The sequence below is a fragment of the Achromobacter dolens genome (assembly GCF_902859745.1).
In the GTDB taxonomy this organism is placed as follows: Bacteria; Pseudomonadota; Gammaproteobacteria; order Burkholderiales; family Burkholderiaceae_B; genus Achromobacter; species Achromobacter dolens.
This window is the reverse complement of the sequence record NZ_CADIJW010000005.1, coordinates 180,663-204,719: the sequence shown is the minus strand read 5'-3', so window position 1 is coordinate 204,719 and position 24,057 is coordinate 180,663. Positions and strand designations below refer to the sequence as shown.

General features: G+C 67.9%; 26 protein-coding genes. 22 read left to right on the top strand and 4 right to left on the bottom strand.

Translation table 11 applies throughout. The features are described 5' to 3' along the window. Nucleotides 1–229 precede the first annotated feature (229 nt). The 3 genes from HV783_RS06995 to HV783_RS06985 all read left to right on the top strand — a co-directional run bounded on the left by HV783_RS06995 (nt 230) and on the right by HV783_RS06985 (nt 3,579). Nucleotides 230–1,165, top strand: a complete 936-nt coding sequence (locus HV783_RS06995) for a 3-hydroxyacyl-CoA dehydrogenase family protein (RefSeq protein WP_175188858.1) — start codon at nt 230–232, stop codon at nt 1,163–1,165. 185 nt (nt 1,166–1,350) lie between these two features. Then, the gene (locus HV783_RS06990; protein ID WP_049076597.1) at nt 1,351–2,691 is read left to right on the top strand and encodes a short-chain fatty acid transporter; all 1,341 of its coding nucleotides are present in this window, start codon (nt 1,351–1,353) and stop codon (nt 2,689–2,691) included. A 159-nt stretch (nt 2,692–2,850) separates the two neighbouring features. Further along, nucleotides 2,851–3,579 carry an SDR family NAD(P)-dependent oxidoreductase gene (locus HV783_RS06985; RefSeq protein WP_024070575.1) on the top strand — a complete coding sequence of 243 codons (729 nt, stop codon included), beginning with the start codon at nt 2,851–2,853 and terminating at the stop codon, nt 3,577–3,579. Between the two features lie 50 nt (nt 3,580–3,629). Here the strand turns inward: HV783_RS06985 and HV783_RS06980 are convergent, their stop codons facing one another. Next, nucleotides 3,630–4,412 carry an IclR family transcriptional regulator gene (locus HV783_RS06980; RefSeq protein WP_020926101.1) on the bottom strand — a complete coding sequence of 261 codons (783 nt, stop codon included), beginning with the start codon at nt 4,410–4,412 and terminating at the stop codon, nt 3,630–3,632. 169 nt (nt 4,413–4,581) lie between these two features. On the opposite strand from HV783_RS06980, the gene HV783_RS06975 reads away from it, so the two are divergent. The 6 genes from HV783_RS06975 to HV783_RS06950 are packed head-to-tail and all read left to right on the top strand — an operon-like array spanning nt 4,582 to nt 8,430. After that, on the top strand, nt 4,582–5,271 hold the full coding sequence (locus HV783_RS06975) for a 3-oxoacid CoA-transferase subunit A (RefSeq protein WP_006390038.1): 690 nt from the start codon (nt 4,582–4,584) through the stop codon (nt 5,269–5,271). Beyond that, nucleotides 5,268–5,912, top strand: coding sequence for a 3-oxoacid CoA-transferase subunit B (locus HV783_RS06970; protein WP_049076598.1), 645 nt, complete (start codon nt 5,268–5,270; stop codon nt 5,910–5,912). The genes HV783_RS06975 and HV783_RS06970 overlap by 4 nt, the downstream gene beginning before the upstream one ends. A 54-nt stretch (nt 5,913–5,966) precedes the next feature. Then, nucleotides 5,967–6,242, top strand: coding sequence for a muconolactone Delta-isomerase (gene catC / locus HV783_RS06965; RefSeq protein ID WP_020926098.1), 276 nt, complete (start codon nt 5,967–5,969; stop codon nt 6,240–6,242). Nucleotides 6,243–6,254: 12 nt separating this feature from the next. Further along, entirely contained in the window at nt 6,255–6,551 is a 297-nt protein-coding gene (locus HV783_RS06960; RefSeq protein WP_175166995.1) for a YciI family protein, read from the top strand. Nucleotides 6,552–6,606: 55 nt separating this feature from the next. Beyond that, nucleotides 6,607–7,386, top strand: coding sequence for a 3-oxoadipate enol-lactonase (gene pcaD / locus HV783_RS06955; protein WP_100504958.1), 780 nt, complete (start codon nt 6,607–6,609; stop codon nt 7,384–7,386). Nucleotides 7,387–7,389: 3 nt separating this feature from the next. Continuing rightward, nucleotides 7,390–8,430 carry a cyclase family protein gene (locus HV783_RS06950; protein ID WP_064527348.1) on the top strand — a complete coding sequence of 347 codons (1,041 nt, stop codon included), beginning with the start codon at nt 7,390–7,392 and terminating at the stop codon, nt 8,428–8,430. A gap of 182 nt (nt 8,431–8,612) precedes the next feature. On the opposite strand, the gene HV783_RS06945 is transcribed toward HV783_RS06950, so the two are convergent. Beyond that, nucleotides 8,613–8,984, bottom strand: coding sequence for a PsiF family protein (locus tag HV783_RS06945; RefSeq protein ID WP_054500489.1), 372 nt, complete (start codon nt 8,982–8,984; stop codon nt 8,613–8,615). 468 nt (nt 8,985–9,452) lie between these two features. Between HV783_RS06945 and HV783_RS06940 the strand changes: the two genes are divergently transcribed. Together HV783_RS06940 and HV783_RS06935 are read left to right on the top strand one after the other, a co-directional pair. Next, nucleotides 9,453–9,788 carry an FxLYD domain-containing protein gene (locus HV783_RS06940; protein ID WP_054500488.1) on the top strand — a complete coding sequence of 112 codons (336 nt, stop codon included), beginning with the start codon at nt 9,453–9,455 and terminating at the stop codon, nt 9,786–9,788. A gap of 313 nt (nt 9,789–10,101) precedes the next feature. Beyond that, nucleotides 10,102–10,752, top strand: coding sequence for a carbonic anhydrase (locus HV783_RS06935; protein ID WP_049076615.1), 651 nt, complete (start codon nt 10,102–10,104; stop codon nt 10,750–10,752). Nucleotides 10,753–11,319: 567 nt separating this feature from the next. Here the strand turns inward: HV783_RS06935 and HV783_RS06930 are convergent. After that, complete coding sequence (locus HV783_RS06930) at nt 11,320–11,976, bottom strand: GntR family transcriptional regulator (protein WP_231133035.1); 657 nt, start codon at nt 11,974–11,976, stop codon at nt 11,320–11,322. Nucleotides 11,977–12,202: 226 nt separating this feature from the next. Here HV783_RS06930 and HV783_RS06925 point away from each other — a divergent pair, with 226 nt between their 5' ends. The 11 genes from HV783_RS06925 (at nt 12,203) to HV783_RS06875 (ending at nt 22,468) form a co-directional block, all read left to right on the top strand. Further along, entirely contained in the window at nt 12,203–12,994 is a 792-nt protein-coding gene (locus HV783_RS06925; protein WP_054417917.1) for an SDR family NAD(P)-dependent oxidoreductase, read from the top strand. Between the two features lie 92 nt (nt 12,995–13,086). After that, nucleotides 13,087–14,298 carry an ABC transporter substrate-binding protein gene (locus tag HV783_RS06920; protein WP_064527310.1) on the top strand — a complete coding sequence of 404 codons (1,212 nt, stop codon included), beginning with the start codon at nt 13,087–13,089 and terminating at the stop codon, nt 14,296–14,298. Nucleotides 14,299–14,420: 122 nt separating this feature from the next. Next, complete coding sequence (locus HV783_RS06915) at nt 14,421–15,323, top strand: branched-chain amino acid ABC transporter permease (protein ID WP_175188857.1); 903 nt, start codon at nt 14,421–14,423, stop codon at nt 15,321–15,323. Further along, nucleotides 15,320–16,324 (top strand): branched-chain amino acid ABC transporter permease, encoded by a 1,005-nt coding sequence (locus HV783_RS06910; protein WP_175188856.1) that lies wholly within the window; start codon nt 15,320–15,322, stop codon nt 16,322–16,324. The genes HV783_RS06915 and HV783_RS06910 overlap by 4 nt, the downstream gene beginning before the upstream one ends. Next, nucleotides 16,321–17,085 (top strand): ABC transporter ATP-binding protein, encoded by a 765-nt coding sequence (locus tag HV783_RS06905; RefSeq protein ID WP_047992028.1) that lies wholly within the window; start codon nt 16,321–16,323, stop codon nt 17,083–17,085. The genes HV783_RS06910 and HV783_RS06905 overlap by 4 nt, the downstream gene beginning before the upstream one ends. Further along, nucleotides 17,078–17,797: an ABC transporter ATP-binding protein gene (locus tag HV783_RS06900; RefSeq protein WP_020926086.1), complete on the top strand. Its 720-nt coding sequence runs from the start codon at nt 17,078–17,080 to the stop codon at nt 17,795–17,797. The genes HV783_RS06905 and HV783_RS06900 overlap by 8 nt, the downstream gene beginning before the upstream one ends. Nucleotides 17,798–17,810: 13 nt before the next feature. Next, nucleotides 17,811–18,566, top strand: a complete 756-nt coding sequence (locus HV783_RS06895; RefSeq protein ID WP_175188855.1) for an SDR family NAD(P)-dependent oxidoreductase — start codon at nt 17,811–17,813, stop codon at nt 18,564–18,566. 8 nt (nt 18,567–18,574) lie between these two features. Next, complete coding sequence (locus HV783_RS06890; RefSeq protein WP_175188854.1) at nt 18,575–19,315, top strand: SDR family NAD(P)-dependent oxidoreductase; 741 nt, start codon at nt 18,575–18,577, stop codon at nt 19,313–19,315. 5 nt (nt 19,316–19,320) lie between these two features. Continuing rightward, nucleotides 19,321–21,027 (top strand): FAD-dependent oxidoreductase, encoded by a 1,707-nt coding sequence (locus HV783_RS06885; protein WP_175188853.1) that lies wholly within the window; start codon nt 19,321–19,323, stop codon nt 21,025–21,027. A gap of 25 nt (nt 21,028–21,052) precedes the next feature. Continuing rightward, nucleotides 21,053–21,658: a glutathione S-transferase gene (locus tag HV783_RS06880; protein ID WP_006390017.1), complete on the top strand. Its 606-nt coding sequence runs from the start codon at nt 21,053–21,055 to the stop codon at nt 21,656–21,658. Between the two features lie 228 nt (nt 21,659–21,886). Continuing rightward, entirely contained in the window at nt 21,887–22,468 is a 582-nt protein-coding gene (locus HV783_RS06875; RefSeq protein ID WP_175188852.1) for a hypothetical protein, read from the top strand. A 162-nt stretch (nt 22,469–22,630) separates the two neighbouring features. Here HV783_RS06875 and HV783_RS06870 read toward each other — a convergent pair whose 3' ends face one another. Next, nucleotides 22,631–23,965, bottom strand: coding sequence for a DUF3100 domain-containing protein (locus HV783_RS06870; RefSeq protein WP_175188851.1), 1,335 nt, complete (start codon nt 23,963–23,965; stop codon nt 22,631–22,633). Nucleotides 23,966–24,057 lie beyond the last annotated feature (92 nt).

The following is a 24,057-nucleotide window of genomic DNA, read 5'->3' as shown; positions in this document are numbered from 1 at the left end:
TCCGCACTGTCCATCTGACGAACGCCCCAAAACGGCCATTTGTCCACCCCCGGCAACTTTTAGTACTATCTTCGTCAGAAATTCTATATACGCACAAATGTTCGTATATAGAACACAACGATTTTTCTGGCCCGCGCACAGGAAGACACCGACGGAAGAGACAGATCGCAGTTCCCTGGTTCCGCCTGTGCCGCCCGCCGCGCGCGCCCTGTAAGGCAAGCGAACCCTCATGGATACTCCCCTGCAGAACCTGGCCGTCATCGGCGCCGGCGCCATGGGCAGCGGCATCGCCGCGCTCTTCGCCTCGAAGGGATTGGACGTGGTCCTGGTCGATCCGATGGAAGGCGCCCTGGATCGCGCCCGCGCCGTCATCGAACGCCAGTTGAATGTCTACGCCCCCGGCCAGGTCGCCGCCGTGATGCAACGCATCCGCATGGCGCCCGGCCTGGACGCGGCCGCCGCCTGTGACCTCGTCATCGAGGCGGTGCCCGAGAACCTGGAACTCAAGCGCGGCCTGTTCGCCCAGCTCGACACGCTGTGCAAGCACGAAGCGATCTTCGCCACCAACACCTCGGGCCTGTCGATCAATGCCATCGCCAGTGCTGTCACGCGCCGCGACCGCTTCGTCGGCACGCACTTCTTCACCCCCGCCGACGTCATCCCGCTGGTCGAAGTGGTGCGCAACGACGCCACCTCGGAAGACACCGTGGCGCGCGTCATGGCGACGCTGCGCCTGGGCGGCAAGCGCCCGGTGCTGGTGCGCCAGGACATTCCCGGCTTCATCGCCAACCGCATCCAGCACGCCCTGGCGCGCGAGGCCATCTCGCTGCTGGAAAAGGGCGTGGCCAGCGCCGAGGACATCGACGAAGTGGTCAAGTGGAGCCTGGGCATCCGCCTGGCGCTGTCCGGTCCGCTGGAACAGCGCGACATGAACGGCATCGACGTCCACTACGCCATTGCCAGCTATCTCTACAAAGACCTGGAAAACCGCACCGAGCCGTCCGACCTGCTCAAGAGCAAGGTGGAAAACGGCCAGCTCGGCGCCAAGAGCGGCCAGGGTTTCTACGCCTGGAGCCCCGAGCGCCGCGAACAGGTGCTGCGCGAGAAAAGCGCGGCGCTGGGCGAGCTGGCCGCGTGGCTCAACGCCAAGGCCGGCGATTCCTGACGCGGCAAGCGCAAGACCGAATACCTACACCATAAGGCGCGCGGCGATCCCTCCGACGCGCCAGCGGGCCACGAGCCCAACCACACAAAGAAACCGACCGTCCCATCCGCCAAGCGCCAACATCCGGCGCACGGCGGCGCAAGACACAAGAGCAATACGCCTTACCGGAGTTCGTAGGAGGCACCATGAATAAATTGGCATCTTTTTTCACTGAGCTGATGCGCAAGTATCTGCCCGATCCCTTTGTCTTCGCGATCGCGCTGACCCTGCTCACCGTGCTGCTGGCCATGGGCATCGAAGGCCAGGGCATCGGCGACGTGACCCGCGCCTGGGGCAAGGGCTTCTGGAGCCTGCTGGCGTTCACCACCCAGATGGCCGTGATCCTGGCCATGGGCTACGTGCTGGCCACCGCGCCGCTGACCGACCGCCTGCTCAACCGCATCGTCAGCCACGTGCACAAGCCGCACACCGCCATCATCGTCGCCACGCTGGTGGGCGGCATCGGCAGCTACCTGAACTGGGGCTTCGGCCTGGTCATCGGCGGCATCGTCGCCAAGAAGCTGGCGCTGAAGGTCAAGGGCGTGCACTACCCGCTGATCATCGCCGCGGCCTACAGCGGTTTCACCATGTACGGCCTGGGCCTGTCGGCCAGCATCCCCGTGCTGGTGGCCACCCCCGGCCACCCGACCGCCAAGCAGATGGGCATCATCCCGCTGACGGAAACCATCTTCTCGGTGCCGATGCTGATCACCAGCCTGGTGATCATCGTGACGCTGCCGCTGCTGAACGCCTGGCTGCACCCGAAGAAAGGCGAGAAGATCGTCGAAGTGGATCCGGCCATCGACCGCGACGCCAACGCGTCCAATGCGGCCGAAGACATGCTGGAGAAAGGCACCCTCGCCTCCAAGCTGAACAACAGCCGCATCCTCAGCCTGCTGATCGGCGCGCTCGGCGTGGCCTACGTCGCCTTCCACTTCATCGACGGCGGCTCGCTCGACCTGAACCTGATCAACTTCATCATCCTGTTCCTGGGCATCATCCTGCTGGGCACGCCGGCCGCCTACGTGGCCAAGCTGACCGAAGGCATCAAGACGATCTCGGGCATCATCCTGCAATACCCGTTCTACGCCGGCATCATGGCCATCATGGCCGCCTCGGGCCTGGTGACCACCATCTCCAAGGTGTTCGTGGACGTCGCCACCCCGGCCTCGCTGCCGTTCTGGGGCCTGATCAGCTCGTTCGTCATCAACTTCTTCGCGCCCTCGGCCGGCGGCCACTGGGTCATCCAGGGCCCGTTCATGATCGACGCCGCCCGCGAGATCGGCAGCGCGCTCAACCAGACCACCATGGCCGTGATGCTGGGCAACGCCTGGAACGACCTGGTGCAGCCCTTCTGGATCCTGCCGGCGCTGGCGCTGTCCAAGCTCAAGCTGCGCGACGTGATGGGCTATACGGTCATCATGATGCTGTGGGTCGGCGTGATCCACATCACCGCCGTCCTGGCCTGGGGCTATCTGACCCATTGAGAGGGCCCCCCCCGTACGCGCTGCGCGCGCCCCCCAGGGGGCGACACCTGCAGACCGGCAGAGCCGGATCTGGCGGTGTCCTCGATGGGGAGGCAGATGGAATGTTGAGAGGCGGTGTTCTTGAGGACGTCGCGATTGAGAACTGAATTGGGAGCTGAGATGAGCAAACCTACCGCGTATCTGGTGACCGGCGGCAGCGCCGGGATCGGCGCCGCCATCGTCCGCATGCTGCTGGATGCCGGGCACAAGGTGGTCAACATCGACTACCGCCTGCCCGAGCATCCGCCGGCCGGGCTGGTGTCGTACCAGGCCGACCTGACCGACGAGGCGCGCACCAAGGAAGTGGCCGCCGAAGTGACCGCGGCCTACGACATCGTCGGCCTGGTCAACAACGCCGGCGCCACGCGCCCGGGCACCGCCGACACGGCCACCCTGGCCGACCTGGACTACGTGGTCAACCTGCATCTGCGCACCGCGCTGATCCTGGTGCAGGCCGCGCTGCCGGCGATGCGCGCGGCCGGCTTCGGCCGCATCGTCAACATGTCGTCGCGCGCCGCGCTGGGCAAGCCGGACCGCGTGGTCTATTCGGCCACCAAGGCCGGCCTGGTCGGCCTGACGCGCACGCTTGCGATGGAACTGGGCGGCGACGGCATCACCGTCAACGCCATCGGCCCCGGCCCCATCGCCACCGACCTGTTCACCAAGAGCAATCCGGCCGGCGCGCCGCAGACCGAACGCATCATCAACAGCATCGTGGTCAAGCGCCTGGGCACGCCCGAGGACGTGGCGCGCGCCGCCATGTTCTTCCTGTCGCCCGACAACGGCTTCGTCACAGGCCAGATGCTGTATGTCTGCGGCGGCACGACGCTGGGCGTCGCCCCGATCTGAGACCGGCCGCCATGTCCGCCCGCCTGCCCGACTCCCCCCGCCCGCGCCGCCTAGCGGCGCAGCAGCGCGTGGTTGATCTGGTCGGCGGCGTGGCGCAGCGGCGGCAGGAAGGTCGCCAGCATTTCCTCGCGCGAGAAGCGGTTGGCATGGCCGCTGACGTTCATCGCGGCGATCACGCGGCCGCTGCGGTCGACGATCGGCACCGCCACGGATTGCAGGCCCGGTTCCAGTTCCTGCGCCACGCAGGCGTAGCCGTCGGCGCGCACACCGGCCAGGATGGCCTTGAGCGCGCCGATGTCGGTCACGGTGTCCTTGGTGTAGGCCTGGATCTGGCTCATGGCCAGCACCCGGTCCAGTTCGGCCGCGGGCAGGCCCGCCAGCAGCACGCGGCCCATCGACGTCACCCAGGCCGGCAGGCGGCTGCCCACGGCCAGGTTGATGGTCATGACCTTGTGCGTCGACAGACGCAGGATGTAGACGATGTCGGCGCCTTCCAGCACCGACACCGAGCACGACTCGCGCGTCTGCTCGGCCACTTCTTCCATGTAGGGCAGCGCCAGGTTCCACAGCGGCGTGCCCGACAGGTAGGCGTAGCCCAGTTCGAGGATGCGCGGGGTCAGCGCGAACTTGCGGTCCTCGACCGTGACGTAGCCCAGGTGCTCCAGCGTCAGCAGGATGCGACGCGCGCCGGCGCGGGTCAGGCCGGTCACGGCCGCGACCTCGGACAGCGTCATCTGGGAACGATCCGGGCCGAACGCCCGGATCACGGACAGGCCGCGCGCAAAAGATTGAACGTAGCTGTCGCTGGGTTGCTGGGTTGCTTGCTCGGCCATCCGTCTACCGCGAGAAAAAACGTTGCCGCTGCCGGCAACCCTGGACGGGGAGGATCGGGCCGCGCCGGCTTGCCTTGACGGTCGACCATCCCCATGAAACGATGTTCTTCAGAAGAACGAAAGTTCTAATTAAGAACAAATTATGACACGCCACCTATGAGCGAACACCATGATTTCTAAGCTTGTTGCAAGCGCGGCGGCCGCCCTCGCCGACGTCCCCGACGGCGCCACCGTCATGATCGGCGGCTTCGGCACCGCCGGCCAGCCCATGGAACTGATCGACGCCCTGCTCGAGCAAGGCGCCAAGGACCTGGTCATCATCAACAACAACGCCGGCAACGGCACCACCGGCCTGGCCGCCCTGCTGGGCGCCAACCGCGTGCGCAAGATCATCTGCTCGTTCCCGCGCCAGGTGGACTCGCAGATCTTCGACGGCCTGTACCGCAGCGGCAAGATCGAGCTCGAACTGGTGCCCCAGGGCAACCTGGCCGAGCGCATCCGCGCCGCCGGCGCCGGCATCGGCGCGTTCTACTCGCCCACCGGCTACGGCACCCCGTTGGCCGACGGCAAGGAAACCCGCGAGATCAACGGCCGCCAATACGTGCTGGAATATCCGCTGCACGCCGACTACGCGCTCATCAAGGCCGAGCGCGGCGACCGCTGGGGCAACCTGGTGTACCGCAAGACCGCGCGCAACTTCGGCCCCATCATGGCCAGCGCCGCGCGCGTGGCCGTGGCGCAGGTGCGCGAAGTCGTCGAACTGGGCGCCCTCGATCCGGAAACCGTCGTCACCCCCGGCATCTTCGTGCAGCGCGTCGTGCAGATCGACGCCGCCCAGGCCGCCAAGGAGCAGCAATGAGCACCAAACTGACCCGCGACCAGATCGCCGCCCGCGTCGCCCAGGACATTCCTGAGGGCGCCTACGTCAACCTCGGCATCGGCCTGCCCACGCTGGTGGCCAACCACCTGCCGGCCGACCGCGAAGTCATCCTGCACACCGAGAACGGCATGCTGGGCATGGGCCCCGCGCCGGCCAAGGGCGAAGAAGACTACGACCTGATCAACGCCGGCAAGCAGCCCGTCACCGAACTGCCCGGCTGCTCGTTCTTCCATCACGCCGACTCGTTCGCGATGATGCGCGGCGGCCACCTGGACATCTGCGTGCTGGGCGCCTTCCAGGTGTCGCAGCACGGCGACCTGGCCAACTGGCACACCGGCGCGCCCGACGCCATCCCGGCCGTGGGCGGCGCGATGGACCTGGCCATCGGCGCCAAGGACGTCTTCGTCATGATGGAACTGCAGACCCGCGAAGGCCAGAGCAAGCTGGTCGACGCCTGCACCTATCCGCTGACCGGCGTGCGCTGCGTGTCGCGCGTGTACACCGACGTGGCCGTGTTCGACATCCGCGCCGACGGCGTCACGGTGATCGACATGTTCGGCGAAACCACCGCCGACGACCTGCTGCGCCTGACCGGCCTGCCGCTGAAGTTTTCCAACTGATCATTCCCCCCGCGCCCCGGCAACGCCGGGGCCGATTTCCTGGAGACACTCATCATGTTGTTCATGGTTCAAATGCAGGTCAACCTGCCCGTCGACATGCCGGCCGCCCAGGCCGACAAGCTCAAGGCCGACGAAAAGGCCCTGGCGCAGCAACTGCAACGCGACGGCAAGTGGAAGAGCCTGTGGCGCGTCGTCGGCCGCTACGCCAACGTCAGCATCTTCGACGTGCAGGACAACGACGAGCTGCACGCGCTGCTGTCGTCGCTGCCGCTGTTCCCCTACATGGACATCCAGGTGACGGCGCTGGCGCGCCATCCCTCGGCGATCTGAACGGAGCCGCCCATGCCCTACATCATCGAAACCTTCGACAAGCCCGACCACCAGGCCGTGCGCCAGCAGCATCGCGCCGCGCACCTGGAATACCTGGACGCCAACAAGCATCTGCTGCTGGCCTGCGGCGCCAAGCTGCAGGATGACGGCAAGGACCTGGGCGGCGGCCTGTACATCGTCGACCTGGACACGCGCGAGGCCGCGCAGCAGTTCATCGACGCCGATCCGTTCGCCCAGGCGCAGTTGTTCCAGCACGTGACCATCACGCGCTGGCGCAAGGCCTACGTCGACGGCACCTGCTATCTGTAATCGCCACGCGGCCGCCTCCGGGTGGCCGCGCTTTCATTCCCCGAGGATTTTCCGCATGTCTTACGCCGATCTCAGCCAGGCACGGCTGTTCTACGTCATCGATGGCCCCGCCGACGCGCCGGTGCTGGTGCTCTCCAATTCGCTGGGCACCAACGCCGACATGTGGGCGCGCCAGGTTCCCGCGCTGAGCAAGCACTTTCGCGTGCTGCGCTACGACACCCGCGGCCACGGCAAGTCCTCGGTCCCCGACGGCGAATACACGTTCGCGCAACTGGGCAACGACGTCGCCGAACTGCTGGCGCATCTGAACATCCAGCGCGCCCACTTCTGCGGCCTGTCGATGGGCGGCCCCACCGGCCTGTGGCTGGCGCTGAACCGGCCCGAGCTGATCGGCAAGCTGATCCTGTGCAATACCGCCGCGCGCATCGGCTCGGCCGAAGGCTGGAGCGCCCGCATCGCCGCCGTGGCCGAACAGACGCTGGAAAAGATGGCCCCGACCCTGGTCGAGCGCTGGCTCACCGACGGTTACCGCGCCGCCGAGCCGGGCCTGTCGCAAGTGCTGGTCGATATGCTGCGCCGCACCCCCGACGCCGGCTACTCGGGCAACTGCGCCGCGCTGCGCGACGCCGACTTCCGCGAACAGGTGTCGGCCATCAAGGCGCCGACGCTGGTCATCAGCAGCACCCACGACCTGGCCGCCACGCCCGCGCAGGGCCAGGAACTGGCCGCCGCCATCAGCGGCGCGCGCTACCTCGAACTGAACACCTCCCACATCTCCAACTGGGAACAACCGGAAGCCTTCACCCGCGCGGTGGTCGACTTCCTCGCGGAGTAAGCCATGCAGCGCTGGACCCATCGGCCCGAAGGCTCCAACTGGGGCGACTTCGGACCCGACGACCAACTCGGCCGCCTCAATCTCATCACCGAAGAACAGGTCCTGAAAGGCGCGCGTGAAATCCGCGCCGGCAAGACCTTCTGCCTGTCGCTGCCGCTGGACCTGCCCGGCGGCAACGTGCTCAACCCGCGGCGCCATCCGCCGCAGTTGAGCCCGACCCGGCTGGCCGACACGCCCTACCTGAACTTCCCGCTGCGCAACGTCAACCCGGACGCGGTCGACGTGCTGAGCGACGACCAGGTGCTGCTGTCGATGCAGTACTCGACGCAATGGGACGCGCTGGCGCACGTCGGCGCGCTGTTCGACGCCGACGGCGACGGCCAGCCCGAGCTGCGCTACTACAACGGCTACCAGGCCGGCGTCGACGTCGTCGGCCCGGCCGACGGCGACCACACCGGCTGCGGCTGCAACAGCGGTGGCCCCTCGGCCGCGCTGAAGCTCGGCGTCGAGAACCTGGCGCAGAAAGGCATGCAGGGCCGCGGTGTGCTGCTGGACCTGGCGCGCCACTACGGCCCCGGCCGCACCCTGGTCGGCCACGCCGAGATCCAGCACGTGCTGAAGACGGACGGCATCGAGATCGAGCCCGGCGACATGCTGGTGCTGCGCACCGGCTACGCCGAAGCCGTGGTCGCCATGGCCGGCAAGCCCGACGCCGAAGTGCTGCACACCTACGGCGCCGCGCTCGACGGCACCGACGCCGCGCTGCTGCAGTGGATCACCGACAGCGGCATCGCCGCCATCTGCGCCGACAACTACGCCGTGGAAGCCTATCCCGCGCGCGAGAAAACCGGCCCGCGCGCCATGCTGCCGCTGCACCATCACTGCCTGTTCAAGCTGGGCCTGCCGCTGGCCGAGCTGTGGTACCTGAAGGACCTGGCCGACTGGCTGCATGCCAACGGCCGCCACCGCTTCATGCTGACCGCCCCGCCGCTGCGCCTGCCGCACGCGATCGGCTCGCCGGTCACGCCGATCGCGACGGTGTAGGCGACGCGCCTCGGGTCGCGCCGGGCGCGGCCGGGAGGCCCGCCTGGCAGGCAGGGCCGTCCACGACCGTGCCGCGATCCTGGCCCACGGCAACCGATCACGCCCTGCTTGCGACGCGCAGAAAAAAGCGCCGGTCCGTTCAACGGCCGGCGCTTTTCACCTGCGCGGAATCAACGCCGCGTTCAGCCCTTCAGGCAGGTGCTCATGAAGGTCTTGCGCTTGTCGCCGGTCAGCTTCTGTTCGCCGGCCTTGGCGTTGCAGTCCTTCATCTTCTGCTGCTGCGGCGTCAACTGCTTGGCGGGCGGCGGCGCCTCGCCCTTCAGGCAGGCGCTCATGTACGTCTTGCGCTCGTCGCCCTTCTTGCCTTCGGCCGACTTGTTGCAATCGGCCATGCGCTGCTGCTGCGGGGTCGGCGTCTTGGCTGCCGGCGTGGCGGCGGGCGCGGGGGTCTTGGCGGGCGCGGGCGTGGCGGCCGGCGTCTGGGCGTGGACGGCGCCCAGGAAGCAGGCGGACAACACGATGGCCGAAGCCAATTGGCTAGTACGAGAAAGCATGAGTTCCTCCCTTGATCGCCCGCCGGCGCCATCCTGGCGCGCGCCCGGGCCGCAAGATCCGCCGGCCAAGTTGCCGGCGTGGTCATCATCGGACAAAGCCGCATGCTCCGCAAGCGCCGAAAGGACAACAAATGCTAACGCCGCCGCGATCATTCAGCTTACAGAAAGGTGGTACCAGACCGTCCCGGCGACGGCCATTTTTCCTCCGAAAACCGTGCACCGCCCACCCGCGCCGCCGCGCCGAGATTCCACCCAAATCGCCTGAAACGCCCGCAAGTTGGAGACATTCCGATGCACTTGTGGCATCCAGGGCGGAATCTGCGGCTATCCCCAGCAACCTGTTACCCATTCATCCCTTTGGGCCGTTGTGCCCGGGTCGGGAAAGGTGTGAGATAGATGCATGCCCCGACACGCGACGCCAAAGACCGCGACCGGGACGCCCCGGCAGCCGGGCAACAGGAGACCGCCATGAAATCCGCCCTCGCCATCCTCGCATTGCTGGCCGGCCTGACCGGCGCCGCCAACGCGCAAAGCCTGTACGGCGTCACGCTCGGCAATATCCAGGCCGTCCGCGACACCAACGAAAACCAGTCCACCATCACCGGTTTGCTCGCCAATCAGTCCACCCGCGCCGTCAACTACGTGATGCTGACTTTCGTCCTCTACGACGACCAGGGCCGCGAGATCGGCCGGGTGCGCGATGACGACATCGGCCCCCTGGCGCCGGGCCAGATCAAGACCATTCGCGCCATCACGCCGCTCCGATTCGCCAAGGTCACCGCCCTGGACATCCGCGCCCGATGAATGGTTGGCCCCCACGCTGCGCGCTGCGCGCTTGCTGCCCCCCGAGGGGGCTGTCCGGCCTTCGGGCGGCCGGGCGGCCGGACGGCTTTTCTTGCGCGACGGACGTGCGCTTTCCACGCTGCGCTTACTTGCCCAACGGATTGCTCCGGCAAAAAAACCCTTATCTGGATAGGGTTTAGTCAAGCCGGCGTCAGGCCAATTGTGGGAAAATTCCGCAGCCGACTCGACAAAAGGGGCTTCCACACGAAGCCCCTTGTTGCGTCTGCCGGCACGCCGGCATGCCCGGCCTCGTTACCAAGGAAGTGAAAAGATCATGTTTCCCAAAAGACTCACCGAAGGCTATCAGTCCTTTCTCGCCGGCCGTTTCCATTCCGAACGCAGCCGCTACGAAAAGCTGGCCGAAACTGGGCAAAGCCCGGAAATCCTGATCATCGGCTGTTGCGACTCGCGCGTCTCGCCCGAAGCGATCTTCGACGCCGGCCCCGGCGAAATGTTCGTCGTGCGCAACGTCGCCAACCTGGTCCCGCCCTGTGATCCCGATTCCGAATCCTCGTACCACGGCACCAGCGCCGCGATCGAGTTCGCCGTCAACGGCCTGAACGTCAAACACATCGTCGTCCTCGGCCACGCCTCCTGCGGCGGCATCCGCGCCTTCTTCGACGACGCCAAGCCGCTCACCAAGGGCGACTTCATCGGCAAGTGGATGTCCCAGATCGCGCCCGTCGCCGAAGAACTCGGCCCCGGCGGCGACGACCGCGCCGCCAACCTCAAGCGCCTCGAACTCGCCGTCATCGGCCACAGCCTGAACAACCTGATGACCTTCCCCTCCATCCGCCGCCGCGTCGAAAGCGGCGACCTGGAGCTGCACGGCACCTACTTCGGCGTCGCCACCGGCGTCCTGTTCCTGCGCGACCCCGCCACCGGCGAATTCAGTCCCTGCCTGGAAACCGGCCTGCCCGGCTGATCGCTCCCCAAACGCGGCGGCTCGGCCGCCGCGCGCAGGCAGCGCCGCCACATCCCGTCACAAATAGCGCAGCCCAAGCCGGCCGCCGGCGTGCAGGCGTGCGTCGCATCCGCGCCATGCAACCGCGACAAGCGCGCCACTCACGCGCCCCAATCGCCCCTGGCCATCACAGCGCAGCCACAACATCACGGCCAACGCCAGCGCCACCCCGAGCGCGCAGCGTCATCCCGCCGACGCAACACACCCAAACGCCAAAGAAGGCCGCCCGCGCGGCCGCCTTTGGCGACCCCGCAAGACCTTCCCCTACCCCCGATCGCTGGCAAAAACGCCAAGCACACGACTCGCCCCAAAGCCCGGCCGTTAAGTCTCATCAAAAGCGGGAGCCGGGGCAGGCGGGGGATGGCGGGGCGTGTAGATGCGCCCGACGGAATCTGAAGGAACAGCCGAAGGCTGTGACGAAGATGAGGAAGGGGCAGTCCGGAGCGAAGGCTCCGGACCGCAATCGTAGCCCCGCCATCCCCCGCCTGCCCCGGCTCCCGCGGCTAAAGAACCCAACCGCCAGCCCCCTCAAACCCGATAGGCCTGCGCCAACCTCTCATAATTACTCTTGAGAATGATCCCCGCATAGTAGACATGCTCCCGCATCAGATCCTCAGCCCGCGCCCCATCCCGCGCAATAATGGCATTGACGATCCGATGATGATCATCATGCGACCGCAGAATGATCCCATGATCCTCCCACAGGATGATCCGATCCGACGCATACGGAATCGCCTGCGCCTGCGTCGCGAACCGCTTCACCCACGGATTGCCCGCCGCCTCCAGGATCCCGTTGTGCAAGGTGATGTTGACCTGCTGGTACGGCAGATGATCCTCCGCCAGCAGCACGCCCTTGCCGAGAATGCGATCGCCTTCGTCCAGGCAGTTCTTCAGCACCGCCACGGCGTCATTCGATAAACCGCGCAGTGCCGCCTGCCGACAGGCCAGGCCCTCGAGCGCCGCGCGCACCTCATAGGCCGCCACGATCTCGGCCAGGTCATAGGCCCGCACGGTGTAGCCGCGCTTGGGCAGGTGCTCCAGCAACCCCTCGTTGCCCAGCGTCGCCAGGGCCGCCCGCACCGGCGTGCGCGACACCCCCAGTTTCTCGGCCAGCGGGATTTCCTCCAGGCGGGCCCCGGGGCTGAACTTGCCATGCAGCACCCAGTCCCGCAGCGTATCGGTCACGTGTTGAGATAGCGTATCCATGCCTGCATTGTATACATGAAGAATACATGCGACACCGCCCCTTACCACCGCGCTAGGGCTTTCCCCAATGAGAACAATCAAATCTCATCGGTAGATGCGGGAAACCCCCTATACCTGCCATCCCATCATGTATACATAATCGCCAAAAATTCAGATCAGCGGGCGCCCCTCCCAAGGCAGGCGAATCCGCCTCACAGGAGACAGCATGTCCAATGTATCCACGCCGGCCGCGGGCCCGGCCCCGCGGCTCGCGCTCGTCACCGGCGGCGGCGGCGGCATCGGCGCCACCATCTGCCAGGAGCTGGCCCGCGCCGGCTACCGCGTGGTGGTGTCGGACGTGGACGCCCAGCGCGCCCGTCGCGTGGCCGACGAACTCGGCGCGCCGCACAGCGCCCATGCCTTCGACGTCAGCGACGAAAGCGCCGTCGAAACGGCGTTCGACCAGATCGAGCAGGCTCACGGCCCCATCGCCGTGCTGGTCAGCGCCGCCGGCCTGCTGCTGTTCCAGGCCAACGGCGAACGCCCGCTGATCAAGGACACCACGCTCGACATCTGGGAACGCAGCTTCGCCGTCAACGCGCGCGGCGTGTTCCTGTGCGGCCGCGCCTACCTGCGCCGGCGCGAAGCCGCGCCGCTCCAGCATGGCCGCATCGTCACCTTCACCTCGGTCGCCGCGCAGTTGGGCGGCTATCGCTCCAGCGCCTCGTACATCGCCGCCAAATCCGCCGTGCTGGGCCTGACCAAGGCCATGGCGCGCGAGTCCGCGCACCTGGGCATCACCGTCAACGGCATCGCGCCGGGGCTGATCGACACCGACATGCTGCGCAGCACCGTCACCAGCAGCGGTGCGCTGGCCGCCGCGGCGCAGGCGATTCCGCTGGGCCGCATCGGCACGGTGGACGACGTCGCCGCCGCCGTGCGTTTCCTGGCCTCGGAAGAAGCGGGCTACATCACCGGCAGCGTCATCGACGTGAACGGCGGCTACCGCATGCAATGAACACTGTGCCGTGAACCCAATCCGGCGGCCTAGCCGCCACGCAGCAACGCGCCATGGATAAAGGCGCGCACTCAAAAAACGGGAGACAAACCATGAAGCCTCTTCGCCGCCACGCGGCCGCCGCGCTATGCGCCCTTGCCCTGGGCGCCTCCGCCCAGGCCCAGCAGGAACCCGGCATCACCGACAAGACCATCCGCATCGGCCTGTTCGCGCCCCTCTCGGGCAGCGGCATGGCCTATGGCTTTGACGTGCTGAACGCCGCCAAGATGTGGTACGCCAAGGTCAACAAGGAAGGCGGCGTCCACGGCCGCCAGATCGAACTGGTGATCGAGGACGACCGCTGCAACGCCAACGACCTGGTGGCGGCGGTCAAGAAGCTGACCGAGCAGGACAAGGTGTTCCTGCTGAACGGCGGCTCATGCTCGGCCGCCGTGGTGGCCGCGCGCGAATACGTCGAGCGCGAGAAGGTGCCGCTGGTCATGCTCAACGCCTCGGGCGACGGCGCGCTGTATCCGCCGTCCAAATACATCTACGGCGCGTTCTCGATCTCGCAGCACGCCGTGGGCGGCTCGATGGTGCAGTTCGCCAACGAGCACCTGAAGGCCGCCAAGATCGGCTACATCAACCACGACGACGCCTACGGCGGCTGGAACCTGGAAGCCGCGCAGGCCCAGGCCAAGCAGTTGGGCAACGTGAACCTGCAGGTGCAATCGGTCAATCCCAACATCACCGACGTCACCGCGCCGATGCTCAAGATCCGCGCCGCCAACCCGGACGTGCTGCTGCTGACGACCTATGCCCGCCCCGCCGCGCTGATCATCAAGAAGGCGCAGGAACTGGGCTGGAACAAGCCCATCGTGCTGGCCGTCAACGGCACCGCCGACCTGAAGCAACTGGTGGAGAACGTCGGCAACAAGGACGCCTTCAAGAATGTCTACATCCAGGAAGTGCTGAGCGACATGCCCGGCGGGCCCAAGCTGACCTGGGTCTACGACATGTACAAGCAGGCCTATCCGGACCTGGCCGCCAAGCCCGGCCACCCGCAGACCTACATGCCCTACGGCCTGCCGCCGGCGATGGCGGTGGTCAATGCGCTCAAGGCCGCCGGCCCGCAGCCCACCCGCGAGAAGGTGCTGGCCGCGCTGGAGACCATGAAGTTCGATTCCGGCGTCATGGCCGGCCCGATCGAGTTCGGCCCGAACGACCGCGCCGCGCAGGAAGCGGCCATCTACATCAAGTTCGACGGCACCAACATGTCGCTCGTGCCCGGCGCCTTCAAGAGCGTCTGGCAGTACCAACCGTAACCGCCGCCACAGGCCGGTGTGCTGTCCCGTAGATACGTGCGCACGACGTGCTGGCGCATCTGCGGGACAGCGCACCCAGTCCGCGCCGCGGCGCAGCGCCGCGCGGACCGCCGGAGACCATCATGAGCTTTGCCGATATCTGGTTGTTCCTGCAGCAGGGGGTGCTGTCGGGACTGGTGACGGGCAGCGTGTACGCGCTGCTGGCGGTCGCCGTTGTCATTATCTTCAAGACCACCGACGTGCCCAACTTCGCCCAGGGCGAGATCTTCATGGTCGGGGGCTACATCGCCCTGTTCCTGACCCTGGTGATGGGCTGGCCCTACCTGGCGGTCATTCCGGTGACGCTGGCCGTGGTGGCCGTGGTCTCCGGCCTGTTCCAGCGCGTCGTCATGGAGCGCGTCATCGCCTCCAAGGGCGTTGGCGTGCAGATGGTGATCGCCACGCTGGGCCTGGCCTACGCCCTTAAAGGGCTGGTGCGCCAGAGCGGGCTGGGCGACACGCCGCGCTCGCTGCCGCCGCTGGCTACGACCGACGCCATCCTCATCGGCGACGCCGTGCTGACGCAACTGGACCTGGTGATCTTCGCCGTGGCCGTGGGCGTGATGCTGCTGCTGTACGGGATGTTCACCTATACGCGTGTCGGCAAGGCCATGCGCGCCGTCGGCATGAATCCCAAGGCCGCGCGCCTGGTGGGCGTGAACCTGACGCGCATCCGCATGATGGTGTGGGCGCTGTCCGGGCTGATCTCGGCCGTGGCCGCGCTGCTCATCACGCCCAAGATCCTGATCACGCCGGACATCGGCCACATCGCCATCCTGGCCTACGCGGCCGCCATCATCGGCGGCATCACCAGCCTGCCCGGCGCGGTGGTCGGCGGTTTCGTGATCGGCGTGGCCGAGAACCTGGTGGGCCTGTTCATTTCGACCAACGCCATCGTGGTGGCGCCCTTCGTCGCCATCATGGTGGTGCTGCTGCTGCGTCCGCAAGGCCTGCTGGGTGGCAAACTGCAGGTGAAGAAAGTATGAAATCCAATACCGACCGCGCCCTGCTGGCGCTGATGGCCGTGGCGCTGGCGGCCCTGCCGTTCATGGCCAGCGGCTATGTGATCTACGTCGTCAACCTGCTGATGGTGTTCGTGGTGCTGGCCCTGGGCCTGCACATCGTCATCGGCGAGACCGGACAGTTCGCCCTGTCGCATGCCGCGTTCTATGGCGTCGGCATCTATACGGCGGGGTTGATCAACAACCTCTGGCATCCGCCCTTCTTCGTCTCGATCCTGGCGGGCGGGCTGCTGGCCGCGCTGCTGGGCTACGTCATCGGCGCCCTGGCGCTGCGCATGCGCGACATCTACCTGGCGCTGTCGACCTTCGCCTTCGGCGAAGCGATGCAGTGGGTGTTCCTGAACTGGCAGTCGGTGACCAATGGCTCGAACGGCTTCCGCATTTCGCCGGCCACGCTGTTCGGCTATGAACTGGTGACCGACATCAAGGCCTATCCGTTCGTGGTCGCGATCGCCGCGCTGCTGCTGTGGATCACCGTGGCGCTGTCGCGCTCGCAGCTAGGCTCGGCTTTTCGCGCCGTGCGCGAGAGCGACGTGGCGGCGCAGGCCATGGGGGTGAACGTCAACGCCATCAAGCGCACCGCCTTCACGCTGTCGGCCGCCTACGCCGGCATCGCCGGCGGCATGTACACCACCTTCGCCTCGTTCATCCACCCGGAAAGCCTGGGCTTCCAGACCACCATCCTGATCCTCACCATGGTGGTGGTGGGCGGCATCGGCTCGGTGCGCGGCGCCATCGCCGGCGCCATCGGCTTCGGCCTGATCTCGGAGCTGCTGCGCCAGGCGCTGTCGTTCCAGGAAATCATCTACGGCGTGATCCTGATGGGCTTCATGATGTTCGCGCCCAAGGGCCTGTTCGCCAGCCGCGAGGCGCGCCGCCGCGCGCCGCCGCCGGCCGCCCCGTTGCCCGCGCGCCGGGGCGCCCAGGGCGCCACCGCCAAACCCACGCAAAGGAGCGCGGCATGAGCGCCCACCCCTACCTCGACGTCCAGGGCCTGACGGTGAAGTTCGGCGGTCTGACCGCCATCAACGGCCTGTCGATGCAGGTCGAGCGCGGCCGCATCCACGCGCTGATCGGCCCCAACGGCGCCGGCAAGTCCACCACCTTCAACTGCGTCTCGCGCTACTACCGGCCGACGCAGGGCCGCATTGTGTTCGACGGCGTCGACATCACGAAGAAGAAGCCGCACGAAATGGCCGCGCTGGGCGTGGCCCGCACCTTCCAGAACCTGGAACTGTTCAGCGCGCTGACGGTGCGCGAGAACGCGCTGCTGGGCACCTATGCGCACGGCGCCAGCACGGCCGCGCGCCTGCTGCGCCCGGCCAATGCCGAGGCGCGCGAACGCGTCGAGCACCTGCTCGAACGCGTCGGCCTGGCCGACTTCCTCGACACGCCCGCGTGCAGCCTGGACTTCGGCCGCCAGAAGATGCTGGAACTGGCGCGCGCGCTGGCCATCTCGCCCAAGCTGCTGTTGCTGGACGAGCCCGCCGCCGGCCTGCGCAACCGCGAGATCGAGACGCTCGACCGCATCCTCACCGAGCTGTGCGAACGCGACGGCATCACGGTGCTGCTGGTCGAGCACGTGATGCAACTGGTGATGTCGATCTCGGATCGCATCACCGTCATGTCATTCGGCGAGAAGATCGCCGAAGGCACGCCCGCGGAGGTGCGCAGCAACCCCCGTGTCATCGAAGCCTATCTGGGCAAGGGAGCCGCCGGTGGCTGAGAACCTGCTTGAAGTCGAATCGGTCAGCGCCGCCTACGGCAATATCCGCGCCCTGCAGGATGTGTCGCTGAAGGTGCCGCAAGGCGCCATCGTCGCGCTGCTGGGCGCCAACGGCGCCGGCAAGTCCACCACGCTCAACGTGATCTCGCGGCTGGTGACGCCCACCGCGGGCAGCGTGCGCTTTGCCGGCGAAGCGATACACCGCCAGCCGGCTGACGCCATCGTCGGCCGCGGCATCGTGCAGGTGCCGGAAGGCCGCGAGATCTTCCGCGAGATGAGCGTGCGTGAGAACCTGGAGATGGGCGCCTACCTGCGCCAGGACCGCCAGGCGGTCAAGGCCGACCTGGACATGGTCTGCGACACCTTCCCGCGGCTGCGCGAGCGCTTCGAGCAGAAGGCCGCCACCCTGTCGGGCGGCGAACAGCAGATGCTGGCCACCGGTCGCGCCATGATGGCGCGACCGCGCATGATCCTGCTGGACGAACCCTCCATGGGCCTGTCGCCGCTGGTGGTGGAACAGATCTTCGACATCGTGCTGCGCCTGAACCGCGAGCAGGGCATCACCATCCTGCTGGTGGAACAGAACGTGAAGCTGGCGCTGTCGGTGTCCAGCTACGCCTACATCCTGGAAAACGGCGAGATCGCGCTGGAAGGCGCATCGGCCGCGCTGGCCAGCGACGAAGGCGTGCAGCGCGCCTACCTGGGCGGCTAGGAGCCAACACACCATGACCCTGATGATGCAAGACAAGCGAGTCCTGGTCACCGGCGCCGGGCGCGGCCTGGGCGCCACCATCGCGCAGGGCTTCGCCCGCGAAGGCGCCAGCGTGATCGTGGCCGACCTCGACCCCGCCCTGGCGCGCGCCAGCGCCCAGGCCCTCGCGGCCGCGGGCGGCCGCGCCATCGATGCCGCGCTGGACGTGACCGACGCCGCCGCGGTGCGCGCCTTCGCCGCCGAATGCGAAGCGCGCCACGGCCCCATCGACGTGCTCGTCAACAACGCCGGCATCTCGGCGCGGGCGCCGTTCGACGATCCGCAGACGCCGCAGATCTGGGAACGCGTGATGAACGTGAACCTGCAGGGCACCTTCAACGTCACCCATGCCTTCGTCGAACAGCTCAAGGCCCGCCGCGGCGCCATCGTCAACCTGTGCTCGATCGTGGCCTACGGCTGCGGCATCTCGACCGCCGGCTACGTGGTCTCCAAGGGCGGCGTCCGCTCCTTCACCGAAGTGCTGGCGCGCGACCTGGCGCCGCACGGCGTGCGAGTCAACGCCGTGGCCCCCGGCCTGATGGAAACCGAGATGACCGCCGGCCAGCGCGCCCAGGCCCACGGCACCGACTGGTATATGCGGCGCGCGCCCATGGCGCGGGCCGGACGCGCCGACGAGATCGTCGGCCCGGTGTTGTTCCTGGCCTCGGACATGGCCAGCTACGTCAATGGCGTGGTGCTGCCGGTGGACGGCGGCTACCTGGCCGTATAGGAATCGATATGGAACCCCTCAACTCCCTCGGCACCGCGCTGGTCACCGGCGGCGCCAGCGGCATGGGCCTGGCGATCGTCGAGCGGCTGGCGCGCGACGGCTTTCGGGTCGTCATGGCCGACCGCAACGCGGCCCTGGCCGACCAGGAAACCCAGGCGCTGCGCGCGCGGGGCCTGGACGTGGACTACCGCGTGGTCGACCTGGCCGACGAACACGCCACCCGCGCCCTGGTGCGCGAACTGGCGCCGCTGGCGGCGCTGGTCAACAACGCCGGCCTGTTCGATGAGCGCAAGTTCTTCGACGTCTCCAGCGACGACTACTGCCGCATGTTCGACGTCAACCTGCTGGCGGTGGCCACGCTGACGCAGGAAGCCGCGCGCGACATGGCCGCCGGCGGCAAGATCGTCAACATCGCCTCGCGCGCCTACCTGGGCGCGCGCAACCATCCGCACTACGTGGCCTCGAAGGCCGCGCTGGTGGGTTACACCCGCGCCTCGGCCATGGAACTGGCGCCACGCGGCATCCTGGTGAACGCCATCGCGCCCGGGCTGATCGACACCCCGCTGCTGCGCAATCTGAGCCCCGAGCGCCTGGCGGCCCAGTTGGCGCTACAGCCCACGGGCCGCGCCGGCCAGCCGCGAGACGTGGCCAACGCGGTGTCGTTCCTGGCCTCGCCGCAAATGGACTTCATCACCGGCCAGGTGATTTTCGTGGACGGCGGCAAGTCGCTCGGCGGGTCGGGAGCATAGGCAGCATGGACAGCATCAAGTGGGACAAGGAAGTCGACGCGCTCGTGGTCGGCTCGGGCGCGGGCGGCATGAGCGCCGCGCTGACCGCCAGCGTGGCGGGCCTGGAGGTATTGCTCATCGAGAAGACCGACCGCATCGGCGGCTCGACCGCCATTTCCGGCGGCGCGCTGTGGATACCGCTGAACGCGCAGACCGAGGCCGCCGGCCATCCGGACAGCTTCGACAAGGTCTGGACCTATCTGCAGGAAACCGTCGGCGCCGCGGCCTCCGACGAGATGAAGCGCGCCTATCTGGACGCCGGCCCGCGCATGATGGATGACCTGGTCGCGCGCGGCTTCCTGCAGGTGGCCGCGCGCACCGCCTCGCCCGACTACTACCCCGATCTGCCCGGCGCCGCCATGGGCGGCCGCTCGCTCGATCCGGTGGAGTTCGACGGCCGCAAGCTGGGCCGCCATTTCAAGACGCTGCGCGATCCGCTCAAGGAATTCACGGTGCTGGGCGGCATGATGGTCAACATCACCGACGTGCGCCACCTGCTGCGCGCCACCCGCGCGTTCGCGTCATGGCGCCACGCCATGAAACTGGTGCTGCGCTATGGCGCGGACCGCCTGCGCGGCTACCATCGCGGCACCCGTCTGCTGCTGGGCAACGCGCTGGCCGCCCAACTGTTCCACGCCATGCTGGCGCGCAAGGTGCCGTACTGGCTGAACACGCCGGCGCTGGCGCTGCTGCGCGATGCCGACGGCGCGGTGCTGGGCGCCACCGTGGAGCATCAAGGCCGGCGCATCAACATCCGCGCCCGCCGTGGCGTGGTCATGGCCACGGGCGGCTTTCCGTGGGATTCGACGCGCCGCCGCCAGACCTATCCCCACCCCACCGACGACTGGTCGATGTCGCCGCGCGACAATACCGGCGACGGCATCCGCCTGGCCGAGGAGGCCGGCGCGGCGCTGGGCCAGGGGCATTCCAGTCCCGCCTTCTGGGCCCCGGTTTCGATCCTGGAACAACCTGGGGGCAAGCGCCTGCACTATCCCCACCTGGTGTGGGACCGCGCCAAGCCCGGCCTCATCGCCGTCAACGGCGCCGGCCGCCGCTTCGTCAACGAATCGACTTCGTACCACGCCTTCGTGCAGGCCATGTACCGCAGCCACGAACAGGCGCCGACCATGCCCGCCTTCCTGCTGTGCGATCAGCGCTTCATCGATACGTGGGGGCTGGGCCTGGCGCTGCCCGGCGGACGGCCGCGCCAGCATCTCATCGATGCCGGCTACCTGCTGCAAGGCACAACGCTGGAGGCGCTGGCGCAGAAACTAGGCGTGCCGCCCGCTGCGCTGCACGCGACCGTCGCGCGCTACAACGAATACGCGGCGCAAGGCCTGGACCCGGACTTCGGCAAGGGGAGCACCGCCTACAACCGCTACCTGGGCGATCCCGAGCACCAGCCCAACCCCTGCCTGGCCCCGCTCGGCGCCGGTCCGTACTACGCGGTCAAGGTCTATGCCGGCGACATCGGCACCGCCTGCGGCATCGCCGCCAATGGCAACGCGCAGGCGCTGGACGCCGCCGGCCAGCCGATCCCTGGCCTTTATGTGGCCGGCAACGACATGCATTCCGTCATGGGCGGCGCCTATCCCGCGCCCGGCATCACGCTCGGACCCGCCCTGACTTTCGGCTGGGTCGCTGGACAACACCTGGCCCGTGCCCAACACTGACGCACCACCCCTGACAAGGAACCCCATGAAGATCTACTTCTCGCCCGCCTCGCCCTTCGTGCGCAAATGCATGGTCATCGCCCACGAACTGGGCCTGGCCGACCGCATCGAGAAACTGCCCAGCGCCGCCGGCCCCGTGGCCCGCGACCAGAACATCATCCCGGACAATCCGCTGGGCCAGGTACCGACGCTGATCACCGACGACGGCCAGCGCCTGTTCGACAGCCGCGTCATCTGCGAATACCTGAACGACCTGGGCAAGGGCGCGCTGTTCCCCACCGGCGCCACCCGCTGGGCCGCGCTGGCCGAGCAATCGCTGGGCGACGGCATGCTGGGCGCCGCGCTGCTGGCGCGCTACGAGACCGTGCTGCGTCCCGAGCCGCTGCGCTGGGACGGCTGGTACGAAGGCCAGATGGGCAAGGTGCGCGATGGCCTTGCGCTGCTCGAGAAGACCGCCGCCCGCCTGGAAGGCCGCCTGGACATCGGCACCATCACCGTCGGCTGCGCCCTGGGCTATCTGGACTTCCGCTATCCCGATTTCGACTGGCGCGCCGGCCACCCCGCCGTCGCCGCATGGTTCAAGGCCTTCAACCAGCGCCCGTCGATGCAGGCGACGCTGCCGCACGCCTGACCCGCTCCGGTTTGGGCGGCCGCCAGGCCTGGAGAACCCGCCGGGCTCCAGGCGCAACGGCCGCCCGGTACGGCGCGCCCCCTTGGGCCCGCCGCTCGCCCCTGGCGCTTGCCAGGGGCTTTTTTTTCTTACAGATCGACATACCGCTGCGCCGACGGCCGTCTATATTGAACTTCCGAGGTCCCCGCCGGACCAATGGATAGAACCCACAAACCAGGGAGCCCACGCATGAACGTGACCGCCGTCTCCCCCATCGCCCGCGTCGCCCCGCCATATGCCGCGCGCATCCCGTTGCTGGACGACACCCGCCCCGTCTGGGAAGCCGAATGGGCCGCCCGCAACGCCGCCACGCGCCAGGCGCAGCGCAGCGCGCAGGCGCAGGCCGCGTGGCAGGCCCAGCGCATCGCCCGCGCGGCCCCGCCGCAGGCCGACGACGCCGATACCAGCCGCGTCGTCGCCAACACCCCATCCAAAGCGGTCGCCCTCGCGGCCGCCGCGCCCGCCGCCATCAATGTCGACCAGCTGCGCGACCTGTACGCGGACGCCCGCCTGCGCCGCGCCATCGACGAATTCTCGGCGCGCCCCGATCCGGTGGCGCTGCGCGCCGACAGCTCCAACGACCTCGGCACCATCGAGGGCCTGACGCCGCTGCAACCCTACCGCGTGGCCATGGGCAATCCGCAAGTGCAGGAACTGCAGACCGCCGTGGCCATGAAGGCCGCGGGCCTGGGCATCCCCAAGGTCGAGAACATCGGCCCCACCGAGAACGTGACCGACCAAGCCCGCTACCGGCCCAACGCGCGCACTTGATTGAACCGCGCAGGCGCAATCCGCGCCTGGCCCCCCGCGCGCGACACGAAGGCTCGGGTAGAAACGCCTCGGATAACGCTCACGTGCGCCGCTGCGCCGATCCAGGCAAGAAAAAAGCCGCCCACACGGGCGGCTTGTCACTTGCCGGACGGCGACGTCCGATCAGTGGAAGAACTCGGCGATCATCGTCGCGCCCAGGAAGGTGCCGGCGTTGGCCGCCAGCGACACCACCACGATCTTCCAGCCCAGCTTGCGGAAGGCCGGCAGGTCCTTCAGGATCGACAGGCCGGCCATCGCCAGGATCACCGTGGTGAACGGCAGGAAGTTGACCTTGTTGACCGCGGCGATGATCTGGTCCGAGTACGGCACCGCGCCGGGGCAACCCACGGTCATGGCGATCAGCGACAGCACCGCCACGGCGGGCAGCTTGGGCACCACGCGCAGCAGCAGGTCGGCGATCACGACCAGCAGGATGATGATCAGCATGCCGGGCAGCGCGTCCAGGATCGGCACCTTGTAGCCGAACTGATTGCCGACCAGGGCGAACAGGCCGCACACGGCGTAGGCCGTCAGGCGGTCGCCGAAGCCCATCTTCACGGCGTGCGACGGCGCCTCGGTGGCGGCCGCGGCATCGGCGGCCGTGTCGGCCTTGCCGCGCGAGAAACGGCCCAGCACCGGCTCCAGCTTGCCGTACAGGAATACGGTCGTCGGCAGCGAGATGAACAGCGTGAAGTACACGCCCACCACCGTGGTCAGCAGGTTGGCGGCGGCGGCCAGCGCGGCCACCTGATGCGCCACTTCCGGCGTCTGCTGCGAAGCGATGGCGCCCACGCCCGCGGCCATCATGCTGCCCGAGCCCACGCCGGCGCCCATGGCGAGCGAGCGCGGATCGAAGATGTTCAGGCTGGTGATGAAGCCGGCCATCAGCGCCACGAACAGCGCGCCGATCACGGTGCCGGTGATGTACTCGGCCATCACGCCGCGGCCTTCGGGCGAATTCATGCCGTAGCGCTCGCCGATGATCGCCAGGCTCGGCTCGCGGCCCACCGAGAAGGTCGCGCCAATGGCTTCGCGCTTGATGCCCAGCAGTAGCGCCAGCGGCAGGCCGATGGCCATGGTGCCGAAGAAATGGCCGAATTCCTGGAACACCAGGGCCCAGCCGGCGTCGCGCACCTGCGGCAGCGAGCCGCCGACCATCAGGCCCAGCTTGGCCAGGAACGGCAGCAGCGCGTATTGCAGGTAGCCGCTGATGCGGGTCTGCATGGCGGTGTCGATACCCGCGTTGGCCGGCAGGCGCTGGCCGAAGGCGGCCACGACCGCGCCGATGAAGATGGCCCAGAGCATGGGCTGCAGAACGATCTTGCCCGGGCCCACCGCGAAGGTGACGCTGCCGATCGCTTCGGACACGAGCACCACCAGCAAGATGGCGACAAGCATGCGGATGCGGCTCGAAAGCGACATGGCGGGCATGGCCAGGCTGGCGCTGGCATGAGACATCGGATTCCCCTGAGTACGTGAGTAGGTATTGGAGCGTCCTGATCGGCGCGTGCGTGGCGCACTCCCCGGGCGCGGCGACCGGTACGGGGGAT